This window comes from Klenkia sesuvii, assembly GCF_037083825.1.
GTDB classification, from domain to species: Bacteria; Actinomycetota; Actinomycetes; order Mycobacteriales; family Geodermatophilaceae; genus Klenkia; species Klenkia sesuvii.
The window spans coordinates 13,937-37,879 of record NZ_JBAPLU010000004.1; the positions used below are offsets into that span (position 1 = coordinate 13,937).

The window sequence follows — 23,943 nt, forward strand, 5'->3', positions numbered from 1 at the left end:
GGTGACCCGCACGCAGGCCGTCCGCGGGGTCGCCGGGGCGGCCGCGCTCATCGCCGTCCTCACCGTGCTGGCCCGGGTCGCCGGGTTCGGCCGCACCGTGGTCTTCACCAACACCGTGGGCGCCGACAGCACCGGCGACACCTACCTGGCGGCCAACAACGTCCCCAACATCGTGTTCGAGGTGGTCGCCGGCGGGGCCCTGGCCAGCCTCGTCGTCCCGATGCTGGCCGGGGGCATCGCCGCCGGCGACCGCGAGCAGGTGCGGGCCACCGCCTCGGCGCTGCTCGGGTGGTCGCTGCTGGTGCTCACCCCGTTGGCGGTGGCCCTGGCCCTGCTCGCCCGCCCGATCGCGGCCGCGTTGCTCGGCGACGACGCCGCCGACCCGGGCAAGGTGGACCTCGCGGCGCGGTTCCTCGTGGTGTTCGCCCCCCAGGTGGTGCTGTACGGCCTCGGCATCGTGCTCACCGGCGTGCTGCAGGCCCACCGCCGCTTCGCCGGGCCGGCCCTGGCGCCGCTGCTGTCCTCGGTCGTGGTCGCGAGCGCCTACCTGACCTTCGCCGCGATCGGGGGCGGCCGGGAGGTCGGCGACCTGTCCCGCCCGGCCGAGCTGGTGCTGGGGGTCGGCACCTCCCTGGGGGTGGTGGCCCTCGCCGGCTGCCTCCTCGTGCCCGTGCGTGGCCTGCGGCTCGGGTTGCGCCCGACGTTGCGGTTCCCGGTCGGTGCGGCCCCGCGCGTGCGCCGGCTCGCCGTCGCCGGGGTGCTCACCCTGGCCGGCCAGCAGCTCGTGGCGGTCGTCGCCATCCGGCTGGCCAACGCCGGCGCGGTGCCCGACGGCACCAACGTCGTCTACTTCGCCGGGATGACCCTGTTCCTGCTGCCCTGGGCGGCGTTGGCGGTGCCGCTGGCCACCTCGGCCTACCCGGGGTTGTCCGAGCGGGCCGCCGCCGGGGACGACGCCGGGTACCGGGCGCTGCTGGCCCCGGTGGTCGCCCTCGTCGTCGCCGCGTCGGCGCTCGCCGCGGCCGGGCTGGTGGCGGTCTCCGGGCCCATGGCCCGGGTCTTCCTGGTGTCCCCCGAGGACGCCGACCGGGCCGCCGCCCTCGCGCCCACCATCGTGGCCTTCGTGCCCGGGTTGCTCGGCTACGGCCTGGTGGCGGTGCTGAGCCGTGCGCTGTACGCCCGGGGGCTGTGGCGGTCGCCCACCGTCTGCGTCGGTGGCGGTTGGCTGGTCGCCGTCGTCGCCGACCTGGTGCTGTCGGCCACGCTGCCGGTCCAGGACCGAGCCGTGGCGCTCGCCCTGGGGCACACGGTCGGCGTGACCGTGGCCGGCGCGGGCCTGCTGCTGGTGGTGCGCCGGGTCGCCGGGCCGTCGGCGCTGGCCGGGGTGGCCCGGGTGGGCGGGGTCGCCGTGGCCGGAGGCGTGCTCGCCGCCGGCGCGGGCCTGGTGGTCGCCCGCGCCCTCGGCGCCGACCCGGTGCCCCCCGGCGGCGTGCTCGCCGCCGTGGGCACCGGGGTGGTGGCCGGCGCCGTCGTCCTCCTGGTGGCGGGGACGGTCATGATGGTGGGCGCCCGGCGACCGCTGCGGGCCGCCGTGGCCGCGCTGCGCGGGTCCGGGAGCACGATCGGGACGACGACCGGGAGCACGACCGGGACGACGACGGGGGAGGAGACCCGGTGAGCACTGCACCGCTGCACGGACGGCGCATCGCCGAGGTGCTGGCCACCAGCACCGGCGGGGTCGGCACCCACGTGCGGTCGCTGGTGGGCCCGCTGGGCCGGGCCGGCGCGCTGCTGCGGGTCTGCGGGCCGGCCGCCACCGACGAGCTGTTCGGGTTCGGCGCCGCCGGAGCCGCCTTCCGCCCGGTGCAGATCGGACCCGTCCCCGGTGACCCCCGGGCGGTGCTGGCCCTGGCCCGGGCCACCCGCGGCGCCGACCTCGTGCACGCCCACGGCCTGCGGGCCGGCCTGGTCGCCGCGCTGAGCCGGCACCTCGTCCCGCACCCGGCCGGGGGCCGCGCGTCGCTCGTGCTCACCCTGCACAACGCGCTGCAGCCCTCCGGCGGTGCGGGTCGGTGGGTGCTGAGCCGGGTCGAGGCCGCCACCATCCGGGCCGCAGACCTCGTGCTGGCAGCCTCCGGCGACCTGGCCGACAACGCGTGGCAGGCGGGGGCGCGCGACGTCCGCGTGGCGCCGGTCTCGGCGCCGCCGCTGCCGGCGCCCACCCGCGACCGGGACGCGGTGCGCGCCGAGCTGGGCGTGCCCGACGGGCGGCCGCTGGTGGTCGCCGTCGGGCGCCTGCACCCGCAGAAGAGCTACGGCACCCTCCTCGACGCCGCCGCCGAGTGGTCGGACCCGACCGCGGTGGACACCGCCGGGACCGGTGCCCCGGTCGTGGTGGTGGCCGGGGACGGGCCGCAGGAGGCCGAGCTGTCCGCGCGCATCGCCGCCGAGCGCCTGCCGGTGACGCTGCTCGGCCGGCGCACCGACGTGGCCGACCTGCTGGCCGCCGCCGACGTGTGCGTGCTGCCCTCGGTCTGGGAGGCCCGCTCGCTCACCGCCCAGGAGGCCCTGCGCTCGGGCACCCCGCTGGTGGCCACCCGGGTGGGCGGCATCCCCGAGCTGGTCGGTGACGCCGCCGTGCTGGTGCCCCCCGGGGACGCCGCAGCGCTCGCCGGTGCGGTGAGGGACCTGCTGGCCGACCCCGCCCGGGCGGGGCAGCTGGCGGACGCCGGCCGGGTCCGGGCGGCGCAGTGGCCCGACGACGCCGACACCGCCCGTGGGCTGGTGGCGGTGTACCGCGAACTGCTCGGCGCGCCCGCGTGAGCGCCACCCGGCGGGTGGTGGCTGCCGCGCTCGCCCTGCTGGCCCTGGTGCTCGGGCTCACCGACCCGGCCCGCGCCGCCCAGGGACCCGTGGCCGACCGCGTGGTGGTGCTCGGTGTACCGGGGTTGACCTGGTCCGACGTCGACCCGGTGGCCACCCCGGCACTGTGGGACCTGGCCGGGCAGTCGGCCATCGGCTCGCTGTCGGTGCGGGCGGCCCGCTCCACGACCTGCGTGCTCGACGGCTGGGCCACCCTGGGGGCGGGCAACCGGGCCCGGTGGGCCGGTCGCGTCGACCCGCTGCCCCCCGTGCCGTTGCCGGAGGAGCAGACCGGCGGCGACGGCGCGGCGGCCGAGCCGCCCGGGTTGTTCGACAGCCCGCCCGAGGACACCTCGCTGTCCTACTGCGGGCTGCAGGAGCAGGTCGCCGCCGTCGGCCTGGCCGACCCGCAGGCCGCCGTCGCCCAGATCGCGGTGGACCCGGCGACCGAGCGCTTCGGCGCAGAGCCGGCAGCGCTGGCCGACGCGGTGGGCTGCGCGGTCACCACCGGCCGCGCCGCGACCGTGGCGGCCGCCGGCCCCGACACGCTGCTGACCGCCCTGGACGCGCTGCCGGCCGACCCGGTGGCGACGGCCGACCTGCTGGAGGACTGCCCGCTGTCGCTGGTGTCCCTCGACCCCCTGGTCGACGCGGGCACCCCTGGCGCGTCGGAGACCGACACCGGCACCGACCCGACGTCCCGCCCCGTCGCCCTCGACGAGGTCGACCGCACCGTGGGCGGCCTCCAGTCCGTCCTGGGCGGGTTGCCCGGCCGCACGCTGCTGCTGGTGGTCGGGGTGTCGGAGGTCAACGACGGCCGGCCCCAGCTGCACGTCGCGATGGCGGCCGGTGCGGGCCTCGACGGGGGGTGGCTCTCCTCGGCCAGCACCGGGCGGGCGCCCTTCGTCCAGCTCATCGACGTCGCCCCGACGGCCCTCGCCGCGCTCGGGGTCGACCAGCCGGCGTCCATGAACGGGCAGCCGATGACCGCCGTGGGCGGGCGCCCCGGTCTGTCCGCCGCGGTCGAGGAGCTCCAGCAGGCCAACAGCCGGGCGGTGGTCCACTACCGCAGCACCGGGGACTTCTTCTGGGCGCTGGTGCTGACCGTCGCCGTCGTGGTGGGGCTGGGGCTGCTGACGGTGGGCGGCTGGCGGGCCCCCCGGGCCACCCCGCAGCGCCTGCGCGACTGGTGGGCGCGGCACTGTCCCACCGCCTCGACCCGCGACCGCCTGCGCCGGGTGCTGCGGCCCGTGTGCCTGGTCGCGGCGTCGGTCCCGGTGGCCAGCTACCTGGCCTCGCTCGTGCCCTGGCAGGACAGCAGCTCGCCGCGTGTCGCCCTGGCCGCCTCGGTGGTGGGGGCGACGCTGCTGGTGACCCTGGTCGCCGTGCTCGGACCGTGGCGCCGGCACCGGTTGGGCCCGGCCCTGGCCGTGCTGGTGGTGACCGCGGCGGTGCCGGTCATCGACGTCCTCACCGGGTCGCACCTGGAGCTGGACGGGCTGCTCGGCTACGACGCGATCGTCGCGGGCCGGTTCACCGGGTTCGGCAACCTCACCTTCGGCCTGATGCCGGTGGCCGCGCTGCTGCTCTCGGCGGCGCTGGCCACGTGGGTGGGACGGCGGGCCCCCGGTGACGGTCGGCGTCGGGCGATGGTCACCGTGCTGGTCGTCGGGGTGGTCGTGGTGGTGCTGGTCGGCGCGCCCGGCCTGGGGCGGGACTTCGGCGGGGTGCTGGGCGCGGTGCCCGGTTTCCTGCTGCTGGCCATGTTCCTGGGCGGCGTGCGGGTGACCGTCGTCCGGTTGGTGGCGGTGCTGGGCGTCGCGGTGGTCGCCGTCGGCGCGGTGGCGGTGCTGGACTGGACCAAGCCGCCGTCCGAGCGCAGCCACCTGGGCCGCTTCGTGGCACAGCTGGCCGACGGGCAGGCGTGGACGGTGATCAGCCGCAAGGCCGAGGCCAACATCGGCATCCTGCTGAGCAGCCCGCTGGCCTGGACCCTGGCGGTCGCGGCGGTGGCCGCGGTGTGGCTGCTGCGGCCCGGCGGTCCGCTGCGCAGCACGCCCACCCACCGGGCCGGGGGCCTGCCGGCCCGGGACGTCGCGGTGCTGCGGGCCGCGCTGACGTCGGTGGCCCTGGCCCTCGTGGTGTCCACCGTGGTCAACGACTCCGGTGTCGCCATCCCGGCGACGGCGGCCACCCTGCTGCTGCCGCTGCTGGTGTGGCTCGTCGCACCCCCGATCGGGCCCGTGGAGCGGGAGCGTCCCCGTGTTAGCGTGAGCGCCCGTGGGTCGACTGACTGAACAGCGGAACCTCCTCCCCAACTCAGCCCCGACGAAGTTCGTCTTCGTGACCGGTGGCGTGGTCTCCTCCCTCGGGAAGGGGCTGACCGCGAGCTCGCTCGGGGCCCTGCTCTCGGCCCGGGGGCTGCGGGTCACGATGCAGAAGCTGGACCCCTACCTCAACGTCGACCCCGGCACGATGAACCCGTTCCAGCACGGCGAGGTGTTCGTCACCGAGGACGGCGCCGAGACCGACCTGGACATCGGCCACTACGAGCGGTTCCTGGACACCGACCTCACCGGCCGGGCCAACGTGACCACCGGCCAGGTGTACTCCGACGTCATCGCCAAGGAGCGACGCGGCGAGTACCTGGGCGACACCGTGCAGGTCATCCCGCACATCACCAACGAGATCAAGGCCCGGATGCTGGCCGGGGCAGACGCCGCCGGCCGCGACGGGGACCCGGTCGACGTCGTCATCACCGAGATCGGCGGCACCGTCGGCGACATCGAGTCGCTGCCCTTCCTCGAGGCCGCCCGCCAGGTGCGGCACGAGATCGGCCGGGACAACTGCTTCTTCCTGCACATCTCGCTGGTGCCCTACATCGCGCCGTCGGGTGAGCTGAAGACCAAGCCGACCCAGCACTCGGTGGCCTCGCTGCGCAGCATCGGCATCCAGCCCGACGCGCTGGTCTGCCGCTCCGACCGCGAGATCCCCGACGGCATGAAGCGCAAGATCAGCCTGATGTGCGACGTCGAGGCCGAGGGCGTGATCTCCTGCGCCGACGCGCCCTCGATCTACGACATCCCGAAGGTGCTGCACCGCGAGGGTCTGGACGCCTACGTCGTCCGCCGGCTGGGCCTGCCCTTCCGCGACGTCGACTGGACCGTGTGGGGCGACCTGCTCGAGCGGGTGCACAACCCCAGGCACACGGTCACCGTCGGCCTGGTCGGCAAGTACATCGACCTGCCCGACGCCTACCTGTCGGTCACCGAGGCGCTGCGGGCCGGCGGGTTCGCCCACCGCACCCGGGTGCAGATCCGCTGGGTGCCCTCCGACGACTGCCAGACCCCCGAGGGCGCGGCGGCGGCGCTGGCCGGCGTCGACGCGGTCTGCGTGCCGGGCGGGTTCGGGGTGCGCGGCATCGAGGGCAAGCTCGGGGCCCTGCGGCACACGCGCACCCAGGGCATCCCGACCCTGGGCCTGTGCCTGGGCCTGCAGTGCATGGTCATCGAGGCCGCCCGCAACCTCGGCGGCATCGAGGGCGCCAACTCCGCCGAGTTCGAGCCGGCGACCCCGGACGCGGTCATCTCCACCATGGCCGACCAGGTCGACATCGTCGGCGGACGCGGCGACCTCGGTGGCACGATGCGGCTGGGCAGCTACCCGGCGGCGCTGACCACCGGGTCGGTGGCCGCGGCGGCCTACGGGTCCACCGAGATCACCGAGCGGCACCGGCACCGCTACGAGGTGGCCAACGCCTACCGCGACAGGCTCACCGACGCCGGCCTGGTCATCTCGGGCACCTCGCCCGACGGCACGCTGGTCGAGTTCGTCGAGCTCCCCGCCGACGTCCACCCCTTCTACGTGGGCACCCAGGCCCACCCCGAGCTCAAGAGCCGGCCGACCCGGCCGCACCCGCTGTTCGCCGCCTTCGTGAAGGCCGCGGTCGACCGGCAGGAGTCCGGCCGCATCCCCGTGCCCGAGACCGTCGAGATGGGCATCTGATGTACGAGGTCCTCGGCCGCGAGGAGGTCTACGAGGGGCGGGTCATCTCGCTCCGCCGGGACACCGTGGCGATGCCCGGTGGCGGCTCCTCGGTGCGCGAGGTGGTCACCCACCCGGGCGCGGTCGGCATCGTCGCCCTCGACGACGACGGCGCGCTCGTGATGCTCAAGCAGTACCGGCACGCCATCGGCGCGCACCTGTGGGAGCTGCCGGCCGGGCTGCGGGACGCCGAGGGGGAGCCACCGCTGCGGACGGCGCAGCGCGAGCTGGCCGAGGAGGCCGGGCTGGCCGCCGACCGGTGGCAGCTGCTGACCACCTCGCTGTCCACGCCGGGGTTCTGCGACGAGCTGGTCGGCCTCTACCTGGCCGAGGGGCTGACCGGGGTCGAGCGCCCCGAGGGCTTCGTGGTGGAGCACGAGGAGGCGGACATGACCGTCGAGCGGGTGCCGCTCGCGCAGGCCCTGCAGATGGTCTTCGACGGCACGGTGCGCAACGCGCTGGCCGTCATCGGCATCCTGGCCGTCACCGCGCACCGCTCGGCCTCACCCCAGCTGCGCCCGGTCGACACCGCCTTCTGACCCAGCCCTCCCGACGATCACGGGCCTGCGTCGAGGACACGCCGAGCCCGGGTGTCCTGGGGGCCGTGATCGTCGGAGCTGCGGAGGCCGAGGCGGCGCAGCTCCAGCTCGGCGAGGACCCGGGTGGCGCCGGGGTCGCCGGCCCGCCAGGCGGCACCGATCCCGGCCGGCAGCCCGGCCAGCGCCGGCAACGGTGCAGTGGCCACCGCGCGGGCGGCGAGCAGGTCGACGTCGAGCCGGCCGGCGGCGGCCGCCTCGCGCGCCCAGCCCAGCCGCCAGCGGGCCCACCGCAGCAGCGCCCACCCGACCGGGACGACGACCAGGGCGAGGGCGAGCACCCACGCCAGGGTGTGCACGGCGTCCTGCACGCCCTGGCCGGCACCGGCCACGCCGTCCCCGGAGTCCCCCAGCGCGTCGAACGGGGCCGACAGCTCGTCACCGACGAGCGGGACGTCCTCGGCGACCCCGGCCGCGTCGCCCATGGTGTCGCTGATGGAGCGGCCCAGGGACTCCAGCTGGACCCCGGGTTCGGCCAGCACGAGGACGGCGGCGTGCACCGCGCGGGCCAGCACCACCCACAGCACCGCCCAGGCCAGCAGGGCGAGGTCGGCGAGCACCTGGCGGGAGCGCAGGGCAGGACGGTCGGCGTAGGGGCGCATGCCGGCGATCCTGCGGTGCCGGGCGCGTCCGCACCCGGTGATCACGCAGTCCAGGACGACCTCACCCGGCGCGTCGGCTCCCCAGGTCCGTGGTCATCGGGTGGAGTGGGTGGGTGGCGAGGGGAGCGGCGGTGGCGGCGGGACCGCCGGTGGCGCGTGTGGTCAGCGGCTACCTGGACCACCTGGCGGTCGAGCGGGGCCTGGCCGCGAACACCATCTCCTCCTACCGCCGCGACCTGCGCCGCTACGCGGAGTTCCTCGAGGACGTCGGCGTGCGCGGGTTCGGCGAGGTGGGGGAGTCCGACGTCGCGGCGTTCCTGGTCGCACTGCGCAGCGGGGACGAGGACCACCCGCCGTTGTCGGCGTCGTCGGCGGCCCGCGCGGTGGTCGCGGTCCGCGGGCTGCACCGGTTCGCCCTGCTCGACGGCGTGGTCGCCGACGACGCCGCGGCCGAGGTGCGTCCCCCGACGCCGGGCCGCCGGCTGCCCAAGGCGATCACCGTGGAGCAGGTGGAGGCGCTGCTGACCGCCGCCGGAGCGGGGGAGGGCCCGCGACCGCTGCGGGACCGGGCGCTGCTGGAGGTGCTGTACGGGACCGGCGCCCGGATCTCGGAGGCCGTCGGCCTGGCCGTGGACGACCTGCACACCGCGTCGGGTGTGGTGCGGCTCGCCGGCAAGGGCGGGAAGCAGCGGGTGGTGCCGGTGGGCAGCTACGCGGTGCGCGCCGTCGAGGACTACCTCGTGCGGGCCCGGCCGGCACTGGCGACCGAGCGGGCCGTGCGCGGCGCGCTGTTCCTGAACTCCCGGGGTGGCCCGCTGTCGCGCCAGTCGGCCTGGGCGGTGCTGCGCAGCGCGGCCGAGCGGGCCGGGCTGGCCGAGCTCGCCGACCTCTCCCCGCACACGTTGCGGCACTCGTTCGCCACCCACCTGCTCGACGGCGGCGCCGACGTGCGCGTGGTGCAGGAGCTCCTGGGCCACGCCTCGGTGACCACCACCCAGGTCTACACGTTGGTGACCGTGGACCGGTTGCGCGAGGTCTACGCGACCAGCCATCCCCGGGCGCTGCGCTGACCAGTCGGTTGGCACTGCTGGGACGGGAGTTGCACAGGGAGGTCACGCCGCGGGCGAGAACTGCCGATGGATGGGTCGGAGGACGACAAGTCGACAAAGCGTCCCCCGTTCGAGCAGACGCAAGGCCCGACGCACCCGACCGGAAGAGGCACCGAGGATGGCGACACCCGTCGTGACGAGCTCCGCCGTCGCGCACCCGTACGCGGATGCGGAGGTGGAGATGGGCGCCCCGGCCGGCCGGGTGGACCCGGCGAAGGCCCGGCAGCGCCCGCTGCCCACCCCCAAGCCGCTGGACCGGCACGGGCCCGCCCGCATCGTGGCGATGTGCAACCAGAAGGGCGGGGTGGGCAAGACCACCTCGACCATCAACCTGGGTGCGGCCCTGGTCGAGCACGGCCGCCGGGTCCTGCTGGTCGACCTCGACCCGCAGGGCGCCCTCTCGGTGGGCCTGGGCATCCAGTCCCAGCAGCTGGAGCGCACCGTCTACAACGCGCTCATGGAGCGGCACACCACGCTGCGCGACGTCATCGTGCGCAACGTCGGCCACGTGCGCGGTCTGGACCTGGCGCCGTCGAACATCGACCTCTCCGCCGCCGAGGTGCAGCTGGTCAGCGAGGTCGCCCGCGAGCAGTCCCTGCTGCGCGTGCTGGCCGAGGTGCGCCAGGAGTACGACTACGTGCTCATCGACTGCCAGCCCTCGCTGGGTCTGCTGACGGTCAACGCGCTCACCGCCGCCCAGGGCGTGATCATCCCGTTGGAGTGCGAGTTCTTCTCGCTGCGCGGCGTGGCCCTGCTGGTGGACACGATCGACAAGGTCAAGGAGCGGCTGAACCCCTCCCTGGAGGTGGACGGCATCCTCGCCACGATGTACGACTCGCGGACCGTGCACGCCCGCGAGGTCTTCAGCCGGGTCGTCGAGGCCTTCGGGGACACCGTGTTCCAGACCGTCATCACCCGCACCGTCCGCTTCCCGGAGACCACGGTCGCCGGGCAGCCCATCACCACCTGGGCGTCGACCTCCACCGGTGCGCAGGCCTACCGAGACCTGGCCAAGGAGGTCCTGGCACTGTGAGCGAGCGTGCGAGCGAGCCAATCTGCACAGTGACCATCGGAACGATGGTCCCGAGCGCCAGCGAGGGGGCATCGTGACCCGTCGTCCCGTCCTCCCCGGCGCGAGCGAGCTGTTCTTCCGGCGCACCGACACCGCCTCGAGCGAGGCCGCCGAGGCGGCCCCGGTCGCGCAGCTGCCGTCGCTGGCCGCGGCCGCCGCCAGCCCGTCGCTGCGCGGCAACAAGCGGACGGCGGAGCCCGTGCTCCCCGCCGAGGACGCCGCCCCGGCGGCGACCCCGCTGCAGCTGATCCACGGGGAGGCCCGGGACGAGCTGGCCTCCCTGCGGACGCTGCCCAGCACCTCCCGCGGCCGCAGCCGCGTCAAGCACGAGGAGAAGATCACCGTCTACTGCTCGGCCGAGGAGCTGCTGGCGCTGGAGACGGCCCGGCTGAGCCTGCGCGGCGACCACGGCGTGGTGGCCGACCGTGGCCGGATCGTGCGGGAGGCCGTCGCCGTCCTGCTGGCCGACCTGGACGCCCACGGCGAGGACTCCGTCCTGGTCCAGCGCCTCCGCAGATGATCAGCCGCCGCTAACCTCGGGGTGTGACCAGCCTGGCCGAACCGCCCGTCGCCGCTGCCGGCGACGGGCGGTTCCGCGTGCGGCTGACCAACTTCGAGGGCCCGTTCGACCTGCTCCTGCAGCTGATCGGCAAGCACCAGCTCGACGTCACCGAGATCGCCCTCTCGCAGGTGACCGACGACTTCATCGCCCACCTGCACGGCATGGGCGACGAGCTCGACCTCGACCAGGCGTCGGAGTTCCTGCTGGTCGCGGCCACCCTGCTCGACCTCAAGGCCGCCCGGCTGCTGCCCGCCGCCGAGGTGGAGGACGACGAGGACCTCGCCGTCCTGGAGGCCCGGGATCTGCTGTTCGCCCGGTTGCTGCAGTACCGCGCCTACCAGCAGGCGGCCGGGTTCCTGCGCGAGCGCGAGGCCGAGGCCGCCCGCCGCTTCCCGCGGGCGGTGCCGCTGGAGCCCCGGTTCGCCGCGCTGCTGCCCGAGGTGTTGCTGGGGGTCACGCCCGAGCAGTTCGCCGAGCTCGCCCGGCGCGCGCTGACCCCCACCCCGCCGCCCACGGTGGACACCACCCACCTGCACAGCTCCGCCGTCGACGTGACCCAGCAGCTGCTGCTGGTGCGCCGCCGGGTCGCCGAGCGCGGCCGGGTCACCTTCACCGCGCTGACCGCGGACTGCGCGCACACCCTGGAGGTGGTGGCCCGCTTCCTGGTGCTCCTCGAGCTGTACCGCCAGCAGCTGGTCGAGGTGGCGCAGGAGGTGCCGCTGGGGCAGCTGGTCGTCTCCTGGACCGGCCCGCAGCTGGTCGGCGGCCGGCTGCCGGGGGAGGACGACGGGGCACTGGCCCGAGCGGCGGCGGACGACGCATGAGCGACCCCACCCCGCCGCCGGACCGGGGCCCCGGCCCCATCTCCTGGGAGCAGCTGGCGGCCGAGCTGGCCGCGGCCGAGGAGCGGGCGACCGGCAGCACACCGGCGGGGGAGTGGGACGCCGCTGCGGCCGCGCTGGCCCGTTCGTTCGCGGCCCCGCCCCACCCGGTGCGCGCCCCCGACCGGTCCGGCGCCCCCGAGGAGCCCGGTGCCCCCGAGGAGGCCGGTGCTCCCGACCAGCCGTGGGACGACGACCTGCCCGCTCGGGTCCCGGCGCCGGCCGTCGAGCTCGAGCCGGTGCCGCTGCGCCCGCTCGACGAGGCGCCCGTGGAGGAGGCCGCGCCCGGAGCGACGGATCCCGACGACGAGGACGGCGATCCGGTCGGCGACCCGTGGGCGCTGCGGGGCGGGTTGGAGGCGCTGTTGTTCGTCGTCGACACCCCGCTCGACGAGGTGACGGCGGCGGAGGCGCTGCGCTGCACCGTCGGGCAGGTGCGGGCGGCGCTGGCCGAGCTGGGCGCCGACTACGACGAGCGGCGGGCCGGGGTCGTGCTGCGGCGGGTGGGGGAGGGCTGGCGGCTGTACACCCGCGACGAGCACGCCCCGGTGGTCGAGCGGCACCTCATCGACGGGCAGCGCAGCCGGCTGACCCAGGCCGCGCTGGAGACGCTGGCCGTCATCGCCTACCGCCAGCCGGTCACCCGCGCGCGGGTCTCGGCCATCCGCGGGGTCGGGGTCGACGCCGTGGTGCGTACTCTGGCGTCCCGGGGACTGGTGTACGAGTGCGGCACCGACCCCGACAGCGGCGGTGGGCTCTACGCCACCACCCCGCTCTTCCTCGAACGGCTGGGCCTGACCGGGCTCGACGAGCTCCCCGAGCTCGGTCCGCTGCTGCCCGAGACCCGCGCCGTGATCGCCGAACGACACGAACACTGAGGTACCGATGACCGACAGCACGCCCCCGTCCGACGAGACCGCCGCGCAGGGGGACGCGCACGGCGTCTGGTCCGAGGACATGGAGCTGGCCCCGGTGCACCCCGGTGACCGCGACCCCGCGCCGGAGCCCGAGGCAGGCCAGGGCGAGCGGCTGCAGAAGGTGCTCGCCCGGGCCGGCGTCGGCTCGCGGCGGGTCTGCGAGGACATGATCGAGGAGGGCCGGGTCTCCGTCGACGGGAAGGTCGTCCGCGTGCAGGGGATGCGCGTGGACCCCTCGACCGCGGTGATCGCCGTCGACGGGTCGCGCATCGAGATCCGCAACGACCGGGTCACCTACGCGCTCAACAAGCCCTTCGGCGTGCTGACGGCGATGAGCGACGACCGCGGGCGGCCCTGCGTGGGCGACATGGTGGGTGACCTGGCCAAGGGCCTGGTGCACGTCGGCCGGCTCGACCAGGACACGGAGGGCCTGCTCATCCTCACCACCGACGGCGAGCTGGCGCACCGGCTGGCGCACCCCTCCTACGAGGTGCGCAAGACCTACCTGGCGCAGGTGTCGGGCTCCATCCCGCGCGACCTGGGCCGCCGCCTGCGGGCCGGCGTCGAGCTGGAGGACGGCCCGGTCGCCGTCGACGACTTCGCGGTCGTCGACCAGCACGCCGGTCAGTCCGTCGTCCAGGTCGTGCTGCACGAGGGCCGCAAGCACATCGTGCGCCGGCTGCTCGCCGAGGTGGGCCTGCCCGTGTCCCGGCTGACCCGCACCGCGGTCGGCCCGCTCGACCTCGCCCGCATGCGCACCGGCGTCATCCGCAAGCTCACCCGCGCCGAGGTCGGCGCGCTGCAGGAGCTCGTCGGTCTGTGACGACGCGATTGCGGAGCCGGGTGTGACACCCTGGCAAGCATGACCGCACCCGTCGACTCCTCCCGGGAGGCCCAGCTGCTCGCGGCGATCAGCGAGCTGTCCGCCGGCACGACTCGCGTCGTCGGCGCTGAGATCGAGCGGCGTCGGGAGCCCGACGAGAGCTACCTCCTGCTGACGGTGGTGCTCAACCAGCCCAGCGGCGAGACCTGGCCCTCCGACGAGTTCTACGAGATCCGGCGGCAGGCCCGCGCGCTGACCGGTCACGTGCTGGGCGACGAGGACACGCGGCTGTCCTACCGGACGCAGGCCCGGGAGGAGGACGACGTGGTCGCACCGATCGAGGGTGCCTCCGGCAACAAGAACGCCAGCGGTGACGACGCGTGAGTGTTCGGTTCCTGCACCCGAATGACCTGTTGGACCTCGCGGACGAACTGGTCGGCAAGAATGCTGGTCAGGGGCGCCCCAAGGTGGTGCGGCTCCGGCGCGGCATCAGCACGGCCTACTACGCCGTCTTCCACGAGCTGCTGACCCGAGTCGTCTACGAGGTCGTCCGGCCAGCAGACTGGACGGCGCAGGCAGCAGCCGTGTCCCGCTGGGTGACTCACCAAGATCTCGCCGCCCTGTCCAAGGCCGCGACCGGCAGCGGGAACCAGGCTCTGCGGGACGCGCTGGCCCCGGTGTCACCGGGTACGGAACGCATCGCGCAGGCATTCCTGGACCTGCAGGATGTCCGGCACCGGGCCGACTACGACGATCTGTTCGATGTCGACAAGATTGCTGCGGTCGGCTGGGCCGAGGCCGCTCGCGACGCGGTGGACCGGTCGTGGGACCTGGTGAGGTCAAGAGACCTCTCCTACCGCAGGTTCCTCGCACTCGGGCTGGGCGCCGTCAAGATCGCGAAGGCCCGTAGCTGACCCAGCTGGCCCCGATTCCCCTCTCAGACAGCAACAAGGAGCGTGCACACACGTGGCCGTCCGAGCCATCCGGGGCGCGACGCAGGTCGACGCCGACGATCGGGAGCAGGTGCTCTCGGCGACCCGTGAGCTGGTCACCGAGGTGATGAGCCGCAACGGGCTGTCCAACGAGGACCTGATCAGCATCCTGTTCACCGCCACGCCGGACCTGGTCAGCGAGTTCCCCGCGCTGGCCGCCCGGGAGCTGGGGCTGGGCGACGTCCCGCTGATGTGCGCCACGGAGATCGCGGTGCCGCACGCCCTGCCCCGGGTGCTGCGGTTGATGGCTCACGTGGCCACCGACCGTCCGCGCGCCGAGGTGCAGCACGTGTACCTGCGCGGCGCCGTGGCCCTGCGCAAGGACATCGCCCAGTGACGGCGTACGGCGCGGTCTTCCGGGGCCAGGTCACGCTCGACGGGCCGTCGGGGACGGGGAAGTCCAGCGTCGCCCGCGCCGTCGCGCTGGAGCTGGGCGCCGCGTACCTGGACACCGGCGCGATGTACCGGGCGGCGACGGTCGCCGTCCTGGACGCCGGGGTCGACCTGGACGACGCCGAGGGCATCACCCGCGCGGTGCGCGAAGCGGCCATCGGCATCGGCACCGACGCGGCCACCGAGCGCGTGACCGTGGACGACGTCGAGGTGACCGACCGGATCCGCGGCACCGAGGTCACCCGCGCGGTGTCGCCGGTCTCGGCGGTGCCCGAGGTGCGCCGTCTGCTGGTCGACGCCCAGCGCGCGCTGGTCGCCGACGCCGCCGCGGTGGTGGTCGAGGGCCGGGACATCGGCACCGTCGTCCTGCCCGACGCCACCCTCAAGGTCTACCTGACCGCCGCCCCCGAGGCGCGGGCCGAGCGCCGGGCCGACCAGCTCGGCGTCACCGACCCGGCCAGGATCGCCGCGATCGCCGCCGACCTGCGGCGGCGCGACACCTACGACAGCACCCGCGCAGACTCCCCGCTGCGCCCGGCGGCCGACGCCGTCACCGTCGACAGCACCCACTGGGAACGGCACCAGACGGTCGCCCGGATCGTCGAGCTGGCCCGCGAGAGAGCAGAAGCATGAGCACCCCACCCACCGGTCCGTTGCCCGTGGTGGCCATCGTCGGGCGCCCCAACGTGGGCAAGTCGACGCTGGTCAACCGGTTCATCGGCCGCCGTGCCGCCGTCGTCCAGGACATCCCCGGGGTCACCCGCGACCGGATCTCCTACGAGGGGCTGTGGAACGGCAAGACCTTCACCGTCGTCGACACCGGGGGCTGGGAGCCCAAGGCGTCCGGCATGGCCGCCTCCATCGCCCGGCAGGCCGAGTACGCGATGCGGACCGCCGACGTCATCGTGCTGGTCGTCGACGCCCAGGTCGGCGTCACCGACACCGACCTCGCGGCCGCGCGCGTGCTGCGCCGGTCGCAGACCCCGGTGATCCTGGTGGCCAACAAGGTCGACGACGAGCGCGGCGAGGCCGGCGCCGCCGAGCTGTGGTCGCTGGGGCTGGGCGAGCCGTTCCCGGTGAGCGCGCTGCACGGGCGCTCGGCCGGTGACCTGCTCGACCTGGTGCTCGACACGCTGCCCGAGGCGCCGCGGGAGTCGCTGGAGGTCGGCGGTCCCCGACGTGTCGCGCTCGTGGGCCGGCCGAACGTGGGCAAGTCCAGCCTGATCAACCGGTTGTCCAGGGAGGAGCGCTCGGTCGTCGACTCCGTCGCCGGCACGACCGTGGACCCGGTCGACTCGATCGTCCGGCTGGACGGCGAGGACTGGAAGTTCGTCGACACCGCCGGCCTGCGCAAGCGCGTGGGGACGGCGAGCGGCACCGAGTACTACGCCAGCCTGCGCACCGAGGCCGCCATCGAGGCCGCCGAGGTCGCCGTGGTGCTGCTGGCCGCCGACGAGGTGATCAGCGAGCAGGACCAGCGGATCATCACGCAGGTCATCGAGTCCGGCCGCGCGCTGGTCATCGCGATCAACAAGTGGGACACCCTCGACGAGGACCGGCACGCCCAGCTGGAGAAGGAGGTCGAGCGCGACCTCTCCCGCGTGACGTGGGCGCACCGCGTGAACATCTCCGCGCTCAAGGGGCGGGGGGTGCACAAGCTGGCCGACCACCTGCGCGGTGCCTTGGCCTCATGGGAGTTCCGGGTGCCCACCGCTGAGCTCAACACCTACGTGCGGGCGCTGGTGCAGGAGACCCCGCCGCCCGCCCGCGGCGGCCGCGCCCCGAAGATCAAGTACGTCACGCAGGCCGACGTCCGCCCGCCCCGGTTCGTGGTGTTCTCCACCGGCTTCCTCGAGGCCGGGTACCGCCGCTTCCTGGAGCGCAAGCTGCGGGAGAAGTGGGGCTTCGAGGGCACCCCGATCGAGGTGTCGGTCAAGGTCCGCGAGACCAAGGCCCGGGACCGGACGAAGGGCTGACCCGGCTGCGGGTGGCCATCTGGAGTCGGGTAACCTTCTCGACGCAGCTCACCGGCGCCTACGGGCGACGCGAGCTCGGGCTGTAGCGCAGCTTGGTAGCGCACTTGACTGGGGGTCAAGGGGTCGCAGGTTCAAATCCTGTCAGCCCGACAGAGAAACCGCAGGTCAGAGGCGGGCCGTCCGAACCGGGCGGCCCGCCTCCTGCGTCTGTGCAGCAACCCGTACAACAACCAGGGTGAAGGGCCCACCGGCGGTCGTGGACGACCCGTGGCGAGCATCCGCGCACCACGGAGCGAGCCCGGTGGGCGCCCTGCTCGGTCCCACCAGGGGGGCCTGGCGCCCCCAGGTGCGCGCGCGGTCGGACATGGCCCTGTGCACCCCGGGGTCCCGGGGCCGGTGCCCGTGGTGTGCACGTGCAACGGTGTCGATCCTGGACCGGTCATGCCGGCTCTTCGTCGGCGCCGGGTCGGTCAGGGCTTGAGCACGTAGTTGCTGAAGCCGCCGTTGCGGTTGGCCATCACGGCCAGGGCCTCGTTGACCTGGTCGAGCCCGTACACCTCGTGCTCCAGCACCGACAGGTCGAGCACACCGCTCTCGACCATGCTGGCCATGGCTTGGCCGTCGGCGGTGTCGAACCACAGAGAGGCGACGACGCGCTGGTCGTTGGACATGAGCACGTTGAGGTTGACCGGCAACGGGCCGAGCACCCCGCCGATCGGGGCGTGCCGGCCACCCCGGGCCAGGCCGCCCATGGCCTCGAGCAGGGGTTCGGCCTGGGCGCCGGACTGCAGCGCGTCGATGACGATGTCGGCACCCCGGCCCCCGGTCCGCTCCTTGACCCAGGCGGCCACCGCGCCCTCGGCGGTGCCGGTCGTGGAGAAGACCTCGACCCGGCCCGGCGCCAGCGCCTCGACCTTCGCCAGCAGCTCCTCGTTGCGGGCGATGCCGAGCACCTTGCGGGCGCCCATCGCCAGGGCCATCAGCACGGTGCCGACCCCGAGGGTGCCGCTGGTGCCGTTGACGACCACCACGCTGTTGGCGTCCACGCCCGATGCGCGGAGCGCGCGGTAGGCGGTCCCGAGGTAGCCGAAGCGCGCAGCGGCCTCGAAGGACAGGTTGTCCGGAATGGTGACCAGGCTGTAGAGCGGTGCGGTCATGTACTCGCCGAACCCGCCGTAGGGGTAGTCGGCGTAGAGCTGGGCCGATCCCGGCCCGAAGCCGAAGTAGCCGTTGAAGGTGTAGGCCGGGCACTCCTGCGGGTCGCCGGTCCGGCAGGCGTGGCAACCCCCGCAGTGACGGCCCGGGTTGACGTACACCCGCTGCCCGACCTCGATGCCGTGGACCTGGTCGCCGACCGCCTCGACGACCCCGGCGACGTCGAGCCCGAAGATGGCCGGCAGCGGCGGGAAGGTCAGGTGCGGCCACCACTCGGGCAGGAAGTTCAGCACGTTCCCGAGGTTCGGGACGATGCCGCAGGCCTCGACCTTGACCAGGACGTCGGTCGGGCGCGGGGTGGGCACCTCGACCTCGTCGACGGTGAAGGGCTGGTGCTGGGCGTGCATCCGCGCGGCGCGCATCGTGGGCATGGTCGGCCTCTCAGGTGTGTCGTCGTCGACGTGCTGCTGGCTCAGGCGAGGTGGAGCCGGATCGGGAGTGACTCCCACATCCGCAGGGTGTTGTTCAGGTGCCGGCGGGGGGTGGCGACCAGCTCCAGCCGCTCGACGCGGGGGAGCAGGGCAGTGATGAGCGACTCGGCCTCCAGGCGGGCCACGTGCTGCCCGACGCACTGGTGCACGCCCATGCCGAACCCGACGTGGCCCGAGGGCTCGCGGGTGATGTCGAAGGCGTCGGGGTCGGGGTGCTCGGGGGTGGACCAGCGCCGGGGATCGCGGTTGGCGGAGCCGAGGAACATCAGGATCTTGTGGCCCTCGGGGACCAGGGCGCCCTCGATCCGGACGTCGGACGTCGCCACCCGGAAGAAGGTCTGCACCGGTGACTCCCAGCGCACCGCCTCGTCGAAGGCCACCCGGATGAGCGCCGGGTCCTCGCGCAGCCGGCGCCACTGGTCGGGGTGGGTGGCGAAGGCGTACAGGATCGCGGCGATGCCACTGATGGTGGTGTCCAGGCCGGCCGACAGGAGGGCACGGACCAGCATGGGGGCGTGCTCGGGCAGGATCTCGCCGCGGTCAGCCGCCGCCCAGACCATCGCCCCGAAGCCGTCGTCGGTGAGCACCTCACGGGCGGTCTGGGCCATCACCCAGGCCAGCAGCTCCTCGGCCCGGGCGGCGTGCCGGTCCCTGATCTCCCCGGGTGGGCCCAGGGCGTTGAACTGGTGGTCGCCGTAGGGCAGCAGGTTCTCGCGGCCCTCCCGGGGGATGCCGACCTCGTCGGGGAAGACCCGCAGCGGGAACGCCTCCGCCAAGGAGGGCACCGCGTCGAGGTCGACGGTGCCGCCGCTGGCCCCGGTGAGCAGCTCGTCGACGATCTGGTGGCCGTCGGCCGACCACCGGTCGCGCAGCCGCCGCAGCGACCGCGGCGACAGCACGTCCTTGAGCACCCGGTACGGGGCGTCGTGGCGCGGCGGATCGGCCTCGAGCAGGATGCTCGGCGTCCACCAGGGCTTCTCGTGCCGGAAGTTCGGGAACCCGACGCCGGAGGACGACTCGAACCGCTGCCAGTCGCGCAGCGAGGCGTGCACCTGCTCGTAGCGGGCCATGGCGTGGACGTCGTAGCGGTCCAGGTAGACGACGGGCCCGGCGTCACGCAGCTCGCCGTGCATGGCCAGCGGGTCGGCGAGGACGTCGAGGGCGAAGGGGTCGGCGTCGGAGTGGGGCACCCCGGTGCCCTGGTGCGTGGACAGGCTCATGGTGGTCCTCCTCGGTCGGGAACGCGGTCAGAGGTCGAGGACGAGACGGGGGGTGCGCGAGCGGGACACGCAGATGTACATGCAGTCGCCGAGCGCGCGGGCGTCGTCGTCGAGCAGGGAGTCGCGGTGGTCGGGGACCCCGGCGAGGACCGGTGTCTCGCAGGTGCCGCAGATGCCCTGCCGGCACGAGGACAACGTGTCGGCGCCGACGGTCCGGACGGCGTCGAGGACCGACTCGCCGGGGGAGACGGTGACGGTGGCGCCGGTGCGGGCCAGCTCGACCTCGAACGGGCCCTCCAGGGCCGGGGGGCCTTCGTGGGCAGCGACGAACCGCTCGATGCGCAGCGCGTAGCGGGGCCAGCCCGCGCAGGCCGCCTCCATCGCGTCCAGCAGCGGGGCGGGGCCGCAGCAGTACACCTTCACGCCCGCGCGCGGCTCATCGAGGAACTCGTGGAGGGGGAGCAGGCCGGCCTCGTCCTGGGGGTGGACGCGCACCCGGTCGCCGTGCACCTCGAGCTCGTCGAGGAAGGCCATCGACCCCCGGCTGCGGCCGCCGTAGAGCAGGCGCCAGTCGGCGCCCAGCAGGTCGGCCTGGGCGATCATCGGCAGGATCGGGGTGATCCCGATGCCGCCGGCCACGAAGAGGTACTGCTCGGAGGGCAGGAGGTTGAAGTTGTTCCGGGGTGCGCCGACGCCGACCAGGTCGCCGGGCCAGAGCTCGTCGTGCACGTACGCCGAGCCGCCGCGCCCGTCCGGCTCGCGCAGCACCCCGACGCGGTAGGAGTAGGCATCCCAGCGGTCCCCGCACAACGAGTACTGGCGGGTCACGCCCTGGGGCAGCACCAGGTCGACGTGCGCGCCCGGTGCCCAGTCCGCCAGCCGCCGCCCCAGCGGGTCGGCCAGCTGCAGGGTCACCACCCCGTCGGCGCGTCGGGTCTTGCTCTCGACGCGCAGCGTCGTGACGGTCGGGTCGACCACGGTGTCCCCATCTCCTCGGCTGCGTGACGGGGCGCACACCGTCACGGACCCCGTGAGTGTTGCCCTCGCCACATCGCGCCGACAACGAGGAAAAACCGATCCCCCTGCTCAGCTGAGCCGAACTGCACCGGTCAACGGTCCTCGGGTCGGGGTGCCCGGGAGAACACCTCGGCGGCCGCGTCGGCGAACCCCGCCGGCTGACCCAGGTCGTCGAACGCGCGGGCCACCTCCCGCATCTCGCCTGACCACCGCCAGCCCTTGTCCGCCACGGAACGGCGGGCGACGGCCAGCCGGTCGACGAGCTCGGGATGGGAGAGGGCCCACTCGGCCTGCAGCTGCTCGCCGACCCCCAGGGAGCGGGCCGCCCCGTCGATGCCGACCAGCAGTGCTGCGGTGATCTTGGTCCAGGCTGCGTAGGCCATCTTCAGCGACGACGCGGCCACGTCGTCGCCGTCCAGCACGACCGTCCCCAGCGGCGTCCCGGTGAACAGCGCGGCCGCCTCGGCCGCCCGCGCACCGGACAGGTAGAGACGGGTGGTCCCCGGGGCGGCGGGCGGCGGGCCGACCACCCCGCCGTCGACGACGTCGGCGCCACCACCCAGGACGAGCGTGGCGATCTCGCGCGCGGTGGCCGGGGCGACGGCGTTCGCGTCGACGTACAGGCCGCCGAACCCGCAGACGCTGCGGGCCGTGTCCAGCGCGGCGTCGGGCGGGCACAGCGACACCACCACATCGCGGTCGGTGAGGTCGGTCAGCTCGGTCAGCCCGGCCTCGGCCGCCCGGCGGCGGGTGCCCTCGCCCCGCCCGGCGGGCAGCCAGCCGACGTCGTGCCCGGCCTCCCGCAGCACCCGGCCGATCGCCGCGCCCATCCGCCCCGGGTGGAGGACGGCGATGCGGCGGGGGGCGCTCACCGCCAGGACACCGTGCTCGGCCGGCCGACGCTGCCGCGCAGCGTCAGGGCGCCGCGGGTGACCGAAGCGTGCGGATCGGCGGCCAGGTCCGGGTCGGCGAGCAGCCCCAGCAGCCAGGCGCCGCACCCGGTCGCCAGGTCGGTGACGGGCAGGGTCACCGTGGTCAGCCCCGCGCCCCACCAACCGAACCCGGGCTCGTCGCCGAAACCCACGAGCGACAGGTCGTGGGGCACCGCGAGCCGCAGCGCCGTGGCGGCGGCCAGCACGCCCCGGGTGATCTGCGTGGATCCGGTGACGACGGCGGTGGGGCGGTCGGGGAGCGAGAGCAGGTCGCGCAGGGCGGCCGCTCCGAACGTGGGGCCGCCCTGCTCGGTGGACGACGGCGGCCCGACCCGTTCGTGCTCGGGGAGGGCCGCCACCCCGGCGTCCCGCAGCGCGTCGCGGTAGCCGTCGCGCCGGGCGGCACCGGTGGGCACCTCGGCCGTGCCGCCGACGTAGCCGATCCGGGTGTGGCCGGCGGCCAGCAGGTGGTCGGTGGCCTGGCGCACGAGGTCGTGGTCGTCGACCCCGAACCAGTGCGGGGCCAGCTCGGGCACCCGCCGCATCAGCTGCACGTGGGGGACGGTGCCCAGCAGCCGCACGGTCTCGGGGTCGGGTGCACTGCTGGGGACCAGGACGACCCCGGCGACCTGGGCGGCCACCAGGTCGCGCACGTGCTGCAGCTCGGTCCTGCGGTCGTCGGCGGTCTCGCAGAGCACGAGCTGGTGTCGGCGGGTGCCCAGCAGGTGGCCCAGCGCATGGGCCACCGAGGTGAAGAAGCTGTTCCTGACGTCGGGGACGATCAGCCCGACCACGGTGCTGGGGGCGCCCCGCATCATCCGGGCCGACCGGTTCGCGACGTATCCCAGCTCAGCCGCCAGCGCTTGCACGCGGGCCCGGGTCGGGGCGCTGATCCGCGGGTCGTCGGAGAGGGCGCGCCCCACCGTGGACACCGAGATCCCCAGGTGCTCGGCCAGGTCGCGAGCCGTGGTCGCGCGTGCCCCCGGACGAGCCGTGCCGGCGCCGGTCATGGCGCGACCGTAGCAACGGCGTCGGGGTCGTGGCCGGTCCACGGGTGAGTTCGACGCAACCTTCGTGGGTCTTCGGATCTTCCGCGCTTCGGCTTCCTGCACGCGTCTTGACGCGTGATCCAGGCCACTGCTCTGCTATCGATAGCACTGGCAACGATGCCCTGAGGAGCTGCATTGGACCGCACCATGAGGGTCGCGCGGATGCACAGCATCGGCGAACCCCTGCAGATCGACGAGCTCCCCGTGCCGGAGCCGCGCCCGACCGACGTCGTGGTCGAGGTCAAGGCCTGCGGGGTCGTCCCCAACCTGGGCAACGTGCTCAACAACATCGGGAAGTGGTTCCCCCACCTCGCGCTGCCCGAGCTGCCCGCCGTCTTCGGCCTGGACGCCTCCGGCGTGGTCTCCGCCGTCGGCTCGCAGGTCTACGGCATCGAGGTGGGCCAGCGGGTGTACGTCAACCCCGCGCGCTACTGCGGCGGCTGCCGGCACTGCCGGACCGGCGACCCCATCTCCTGCGACCACTACACCTTCGCCGGCTACTTCGGCTTCGGGTCCGGGTCGCCGAGGATGTTCCAGGACTACCCCTACGGCGGGCTCGGCGAGTACCTGACGGCCCCGCAGTACGCCCTGGTCACCCTGCCCGACGAGGTCTCGCACGAGACCGCCGCCCGCTGGGGCTACCTGGGTACCGGCTACCGCGCCCTGCGCCGTGCCGGCGTCGGCCCGCAGAGCACCGTGCTGGTCAACGGGGCCAGCGGCACCCTGGGCCTGGGCGTCGTGCTGTTCGCCCTCGCCCTCGGGGCCCGGCGGATCTTCGGCACCGGCCGTGATCGCGACCTGCTGACCAAGGTCGAGGCACTGGCCCCCGGCCGCGTCCTCACCCACTCCCTGGACGACGAGGTCGGCGTCGCTGACTGGGTGCGCAGCCACACCGGCGGCGAGGGCGCCTCGGTCGTCATCGACGCGTTGGGACCCGGCGCGCCGCAGGAGAGCATGCTCGACGCCTTCCGGGCCATGGCCCGCGGCGGCGCGCACGTCGACATCGGCGCGGTCGGCGGGGAGGTCCCGGTCAACCTGCACGAGGTCATGGACCGCAACCAGACGCTGCACGGCTCGCTGTGGTTCACCACCAAGGACGGCCAGGAGATGGCCGACCTCGCCGAGACCGGTGCGGTCGACCTCTCGGTCCTGGAGCACGAGCGCTTCCCGCTCAGCCAGGTCAACGAAGCGCTCACCGTGCTGAAGAACCGCAACGGCGGCTTCAGCAACTACGTCGTCGTCCCCTGACC

General features: G+C 74.5%; 22 protein-coding genes, 1 tRNA gene and 1 pseudogene. 18 read left to right on the plus strand and 6 right to left on the minus strand.

What is annotated here, in order from left to right:
- Position 1: 1 nt before the first annotated feature.
- From murJ to TEK04_RS05160, 5 genes are read left to right on the plus strand one after another with little or no spacing between them, the layout of a single operon-like run.
- Positions 2–1,678 carry a murein biosynthesis integral membrane protein MurJ gene (gene murJ, locus TEK04_RS05140; protein ID WP_336403242.1) on the plus strand — a complete coding sequence of 559 codons (1,677 nt, stop codon included), beginning with the start codon at positions 2–4 and terminating at the stop codon, positions 1,676–1,678.
- Positions 1,675–2,823 (plus strand): glycosyltransferase family 4 protein, encoded by a 1,149-nt coding sequence (locus TEK04_RS05145; RefSeq protein WP_336403244.1) that lies wholly within the window; start codon positions 1,675–1,677, stop codon positions 2,821–2,823. The genes murJ and TEK04_RS05145 overlap by 4 nt, the downstream gene beginning before the upstream one ends.
- Entirely contained in the window at positions 2,820–5,159 is a 2,340-nt protein-coding gene (locus TEK04_RS05150) for a hypothetical protein (protein WP_336403245.1), read from the plus strand. The genes TEK04_RS05145 and TEK04_RS05150 overlap by 4 nt, the downstream gene beginning before the upstream one ends.
- Positions 5,143–6,867, plus strand: coding sequence for a CTP synthase (gene pyrG, locus TEK04_RS05155; protein ID WP_336403246.1), 1,725 nt, complete (start codon positions 5,143–5,145; stop codon positions 6,865–6,867). Before TEK04_RS05150 ends, pyrG begins: the two co-directional genes overlap by 17 nt.
- Positions 6,867–7,445, plus strand: coding sequence for an NUDIX domain-containing protein (locus tag TEK04_RS05160; RefSeq protein WP_336403247.1), 579 nt, complete (start codon positions 6,867–6,869; stop codon positions 7,443–7,445). The genes pyrG and TEK04_RS05160 overlap by 1 nt, the downstream gene beginning before the upstream one ends.
- A gap of 17 nt (positions 7,446–7,462) precedes the next feature.
- On the opposite strand, the gene TEK04_RS05165 is transcribed toward TEK04_RS05160, so the two are convergent.
- Positions 7,463–8,104, minus strand: a complete 642-nt coding sequence (locus TEK04_RS05165; RefSeq protein ID WP_336403248.1) for a hypothetical protein — start codon at positions 8,102–8,104, stop codon at positions 7,463–7,465.
- Between the two features lie 149 nt (positions 8,105–8,253).
- Between TEK04_RS05165 and xerD the strand changes: the two genes are divergently transcribed.
- From xerD to TEK04_RS05225, 12 genes are all read left to right on the plus strand, one after another.
- Positions 8,254–9,174, plus strand: a complete 921-nt coding sequence (xerD, locus tag TEK04_RS05170) for a site-specific tyrosine recombinase XerD (RefSeq protein WP_336403249.1) — start codon at positions 8,254–8,256, stop codon at positions 9,172–9,174.
- 157 nt (positions 9,175–9,331) lie between these two features.
- Positions 9,332–10,246: a ParA family protein gene (locus TEK04_RS05175; protein WP_091069342.1), complete on the plus strand. Its 915-nt coding sequence runs from the start codon at positions 9,332–9,334 to the stop codon at positions 10,244–10,246.
- Positions 10,247–10,319: 73 nt separating this feature from the next.
- On the plus strand, positions 10,320–10,805 hold the full coding sequence (locus TEK04_RS05180; RefSeq protein WP_336403250.1) for a hypothetical protein: 486 nt from the start codon (positions 10,320–10,322) through the stop codon (positions 10,803–10,805).
- 23 nt (positions 10,806–10,828) lie between these two features.
- Positions 10,829–11,671, plus strand: a complete 843-nt coding sequence (locus tag TEK04_RS05185; RefSeq protein ID WP_336403252.1) for a segregation and condensation protein A — start codon at positions 10,829–10,831, stop codon at positions 11,669–11,671.
- Positions 11,668–12,606, plus strand: coding sequence for an SMC-Scp complex subunit ScpB (gene scpB, locus TEK04_RS05190; RefSeq protein WP_336403253.1), 939 nt, complete (start codon positions 11,668–11,670; stop codon positions 12,604–12,606). The genes TEK04_RS05185 and scpB overlap by 4 nt, the downstream gene beginning before the upstream one ends.
- 7 nt (positions 12,607–12,613) lie before the next feature.
- A complete protein-coding gene (locus TEK04_RS05195) occupies positions 12,614–13,468 on the plus strand; it encodes a pseudouridine synthase (protein ID WP_336403254.1) in 855 nt (284 codons plus the stop codon).
- Between the two features lie 39 nt (positions 13,469–13,507).
- Positions 13,508–13,852, plus strand: a complete 345-nt coding sequence (locus tag TEK04_RS05200) for a hypothetical protein (RefSeq protein WP_336403255.1) — start codon at positions 13,508–13,510, stop codon at positions 13,850–13,852.
- Positions 13,853–13,881: 29 nt separating this feature from the next.
- Positions 13,882–14,382 carry a hypothetical protein gene (locus tag TEK04_RS05205; RefSeq protein ID WP_336403256.1) on the plus strand — a complete coding sequence of 167 codons (501 nt, stop codon included), beginning with the start codon at positions 13,882–13,884 and terminating at the stop codon, positions 14,380–14,382.
- 52 nt (positions 14,383–14,434) lie between these two features.
- The gene (gene aroH, locus TEK04_RS05210) at positions 14,435–14,797 is read left to right on the plus strand and encodes a chorismate mutase (protein ID WP_336403257.1); all 363 of its coding nucleotides are present in this window, start codon (positions 14,435–14,437) and stop codon (positions 14,795–14,797) included.
- Positions 14,794–15,486 (plus strand): (d)CMP kinase, encoded by a 693-nt coding sequence (gene cmk, locus TEK04_RS05215; protein WP_336403258.1) that lies wholly within the window; start codon positions 14,794–14,796, stop codon positions 15,484–15,486. The genes aroH and cmk overlap by 4 nt, the downstream gene beginning before the upstream one ends.
- A complete protein-coding gene (gene der, locus TEK04_RS05220; RefSeq protein ID WP_336403259.1) occupies positions 15,483–16,829 on the plus strand; it encodes a ribosome biogenesis GTPase Der in 1,347 nt (448 codons plus the stop codon). The genes cmk and der overlap by 4 nt, the downstream gene beginning before the upstream one ends.
- Positions 16,830–16,905: 76 nt before the next feature.
- A tRNA-Pro gene (locus tag TEK04_RS05225) sits at positions 16,906–16,979 on the plus strand.
- Positions 16,980–17,299: 320 nt separating this feature from the next.
- Here TEK04_RS05225 and TEK04_RS05230 read toward each other — a convergent pair.
- The 5 genes and pseudogenes from TEK04_RS05230 to TEK04_RS05250 form a co-directional block, all read right to left on the minus strand.
- Positions 17,300–18,406, minus strand: a complete 1,107-nt coding sequence (locus TEK04_RS05230; protein WP_336403260.1) for an alcohol dehydrogenase catalytic domain-containing protein — start codon at positions 18,404–18,406, stop codon at positions 17,300–17,302.
- A 50-nt stretch (positions 18,407–18,456) separates the two neighbouring features.
- Positions 18,457–19,695: a cytochrome P450 gene (locus TEK04_RS05235; protein ID WP_336403261.1), complete on the minus strand. Its 1,239-nt coding sequence runs from the start codon at positions 19,693–19,695 to the stop codon at positions 18,457–18,459.
- A gap of 27 nt (positions 19,696–19,722) precedes the next feature.
- Positions 19,723–20,646, minus strand: a pseudogene (locus TEK04_RS05240) (PDR/VanB family oxidoreductase); the annotation flags it as partial.
- A 158-nt stretch (positions 20,647–20,804) separates the two neighbouring features.
- Positions 20,805–21,584 (minus strand): NAD(P)-dependent oxidoreductase, encoded by a 780-nt coding sequence (locus TEK04_RS05245; RefSeq protein ID WP_336403263.1) that lies wholly within the window; start codon positions 21,582–21,584, stop codon positions 20,805–20,807.
- Positions 21,581–22,654 carry a LacI family DNA-binding transcriptional regulator gene (locus TEK04_RS05250; protein ID WP_336403264.1) on the minus strand — a complete coding sequence of 358 codons (1,074 nt, stop codon included), beginning with the start codon at positions 22,652–22,654 and terminating at the stop codon, positions 21,581–21,583. Before TEK04_RS05250 ends, TEK04_RS05245 begins: the two co-directional genes overlap by 4 nt.
- Before the next feature lie 201 nt (positions 22,655–22,855).
- On the opposite strand from TEK04_RS05250, the gene TEK04_RS05255 reads away from it, so the two are divergent.
- Positions 22,856–23,941, plus strand: a complete 1,086-nt coding sequence (locus tag TEK04_RS05255; protein ID WP_336403265.1) for an alcohol dehydrogenase catalytic domain-containing protein — start codon at positions 22,856–22,858, stop codon at positions 23,939–23,941.
- The last annotated feature ends 2 nt before the right edge of the window (positions 23,942–23,943 follow it).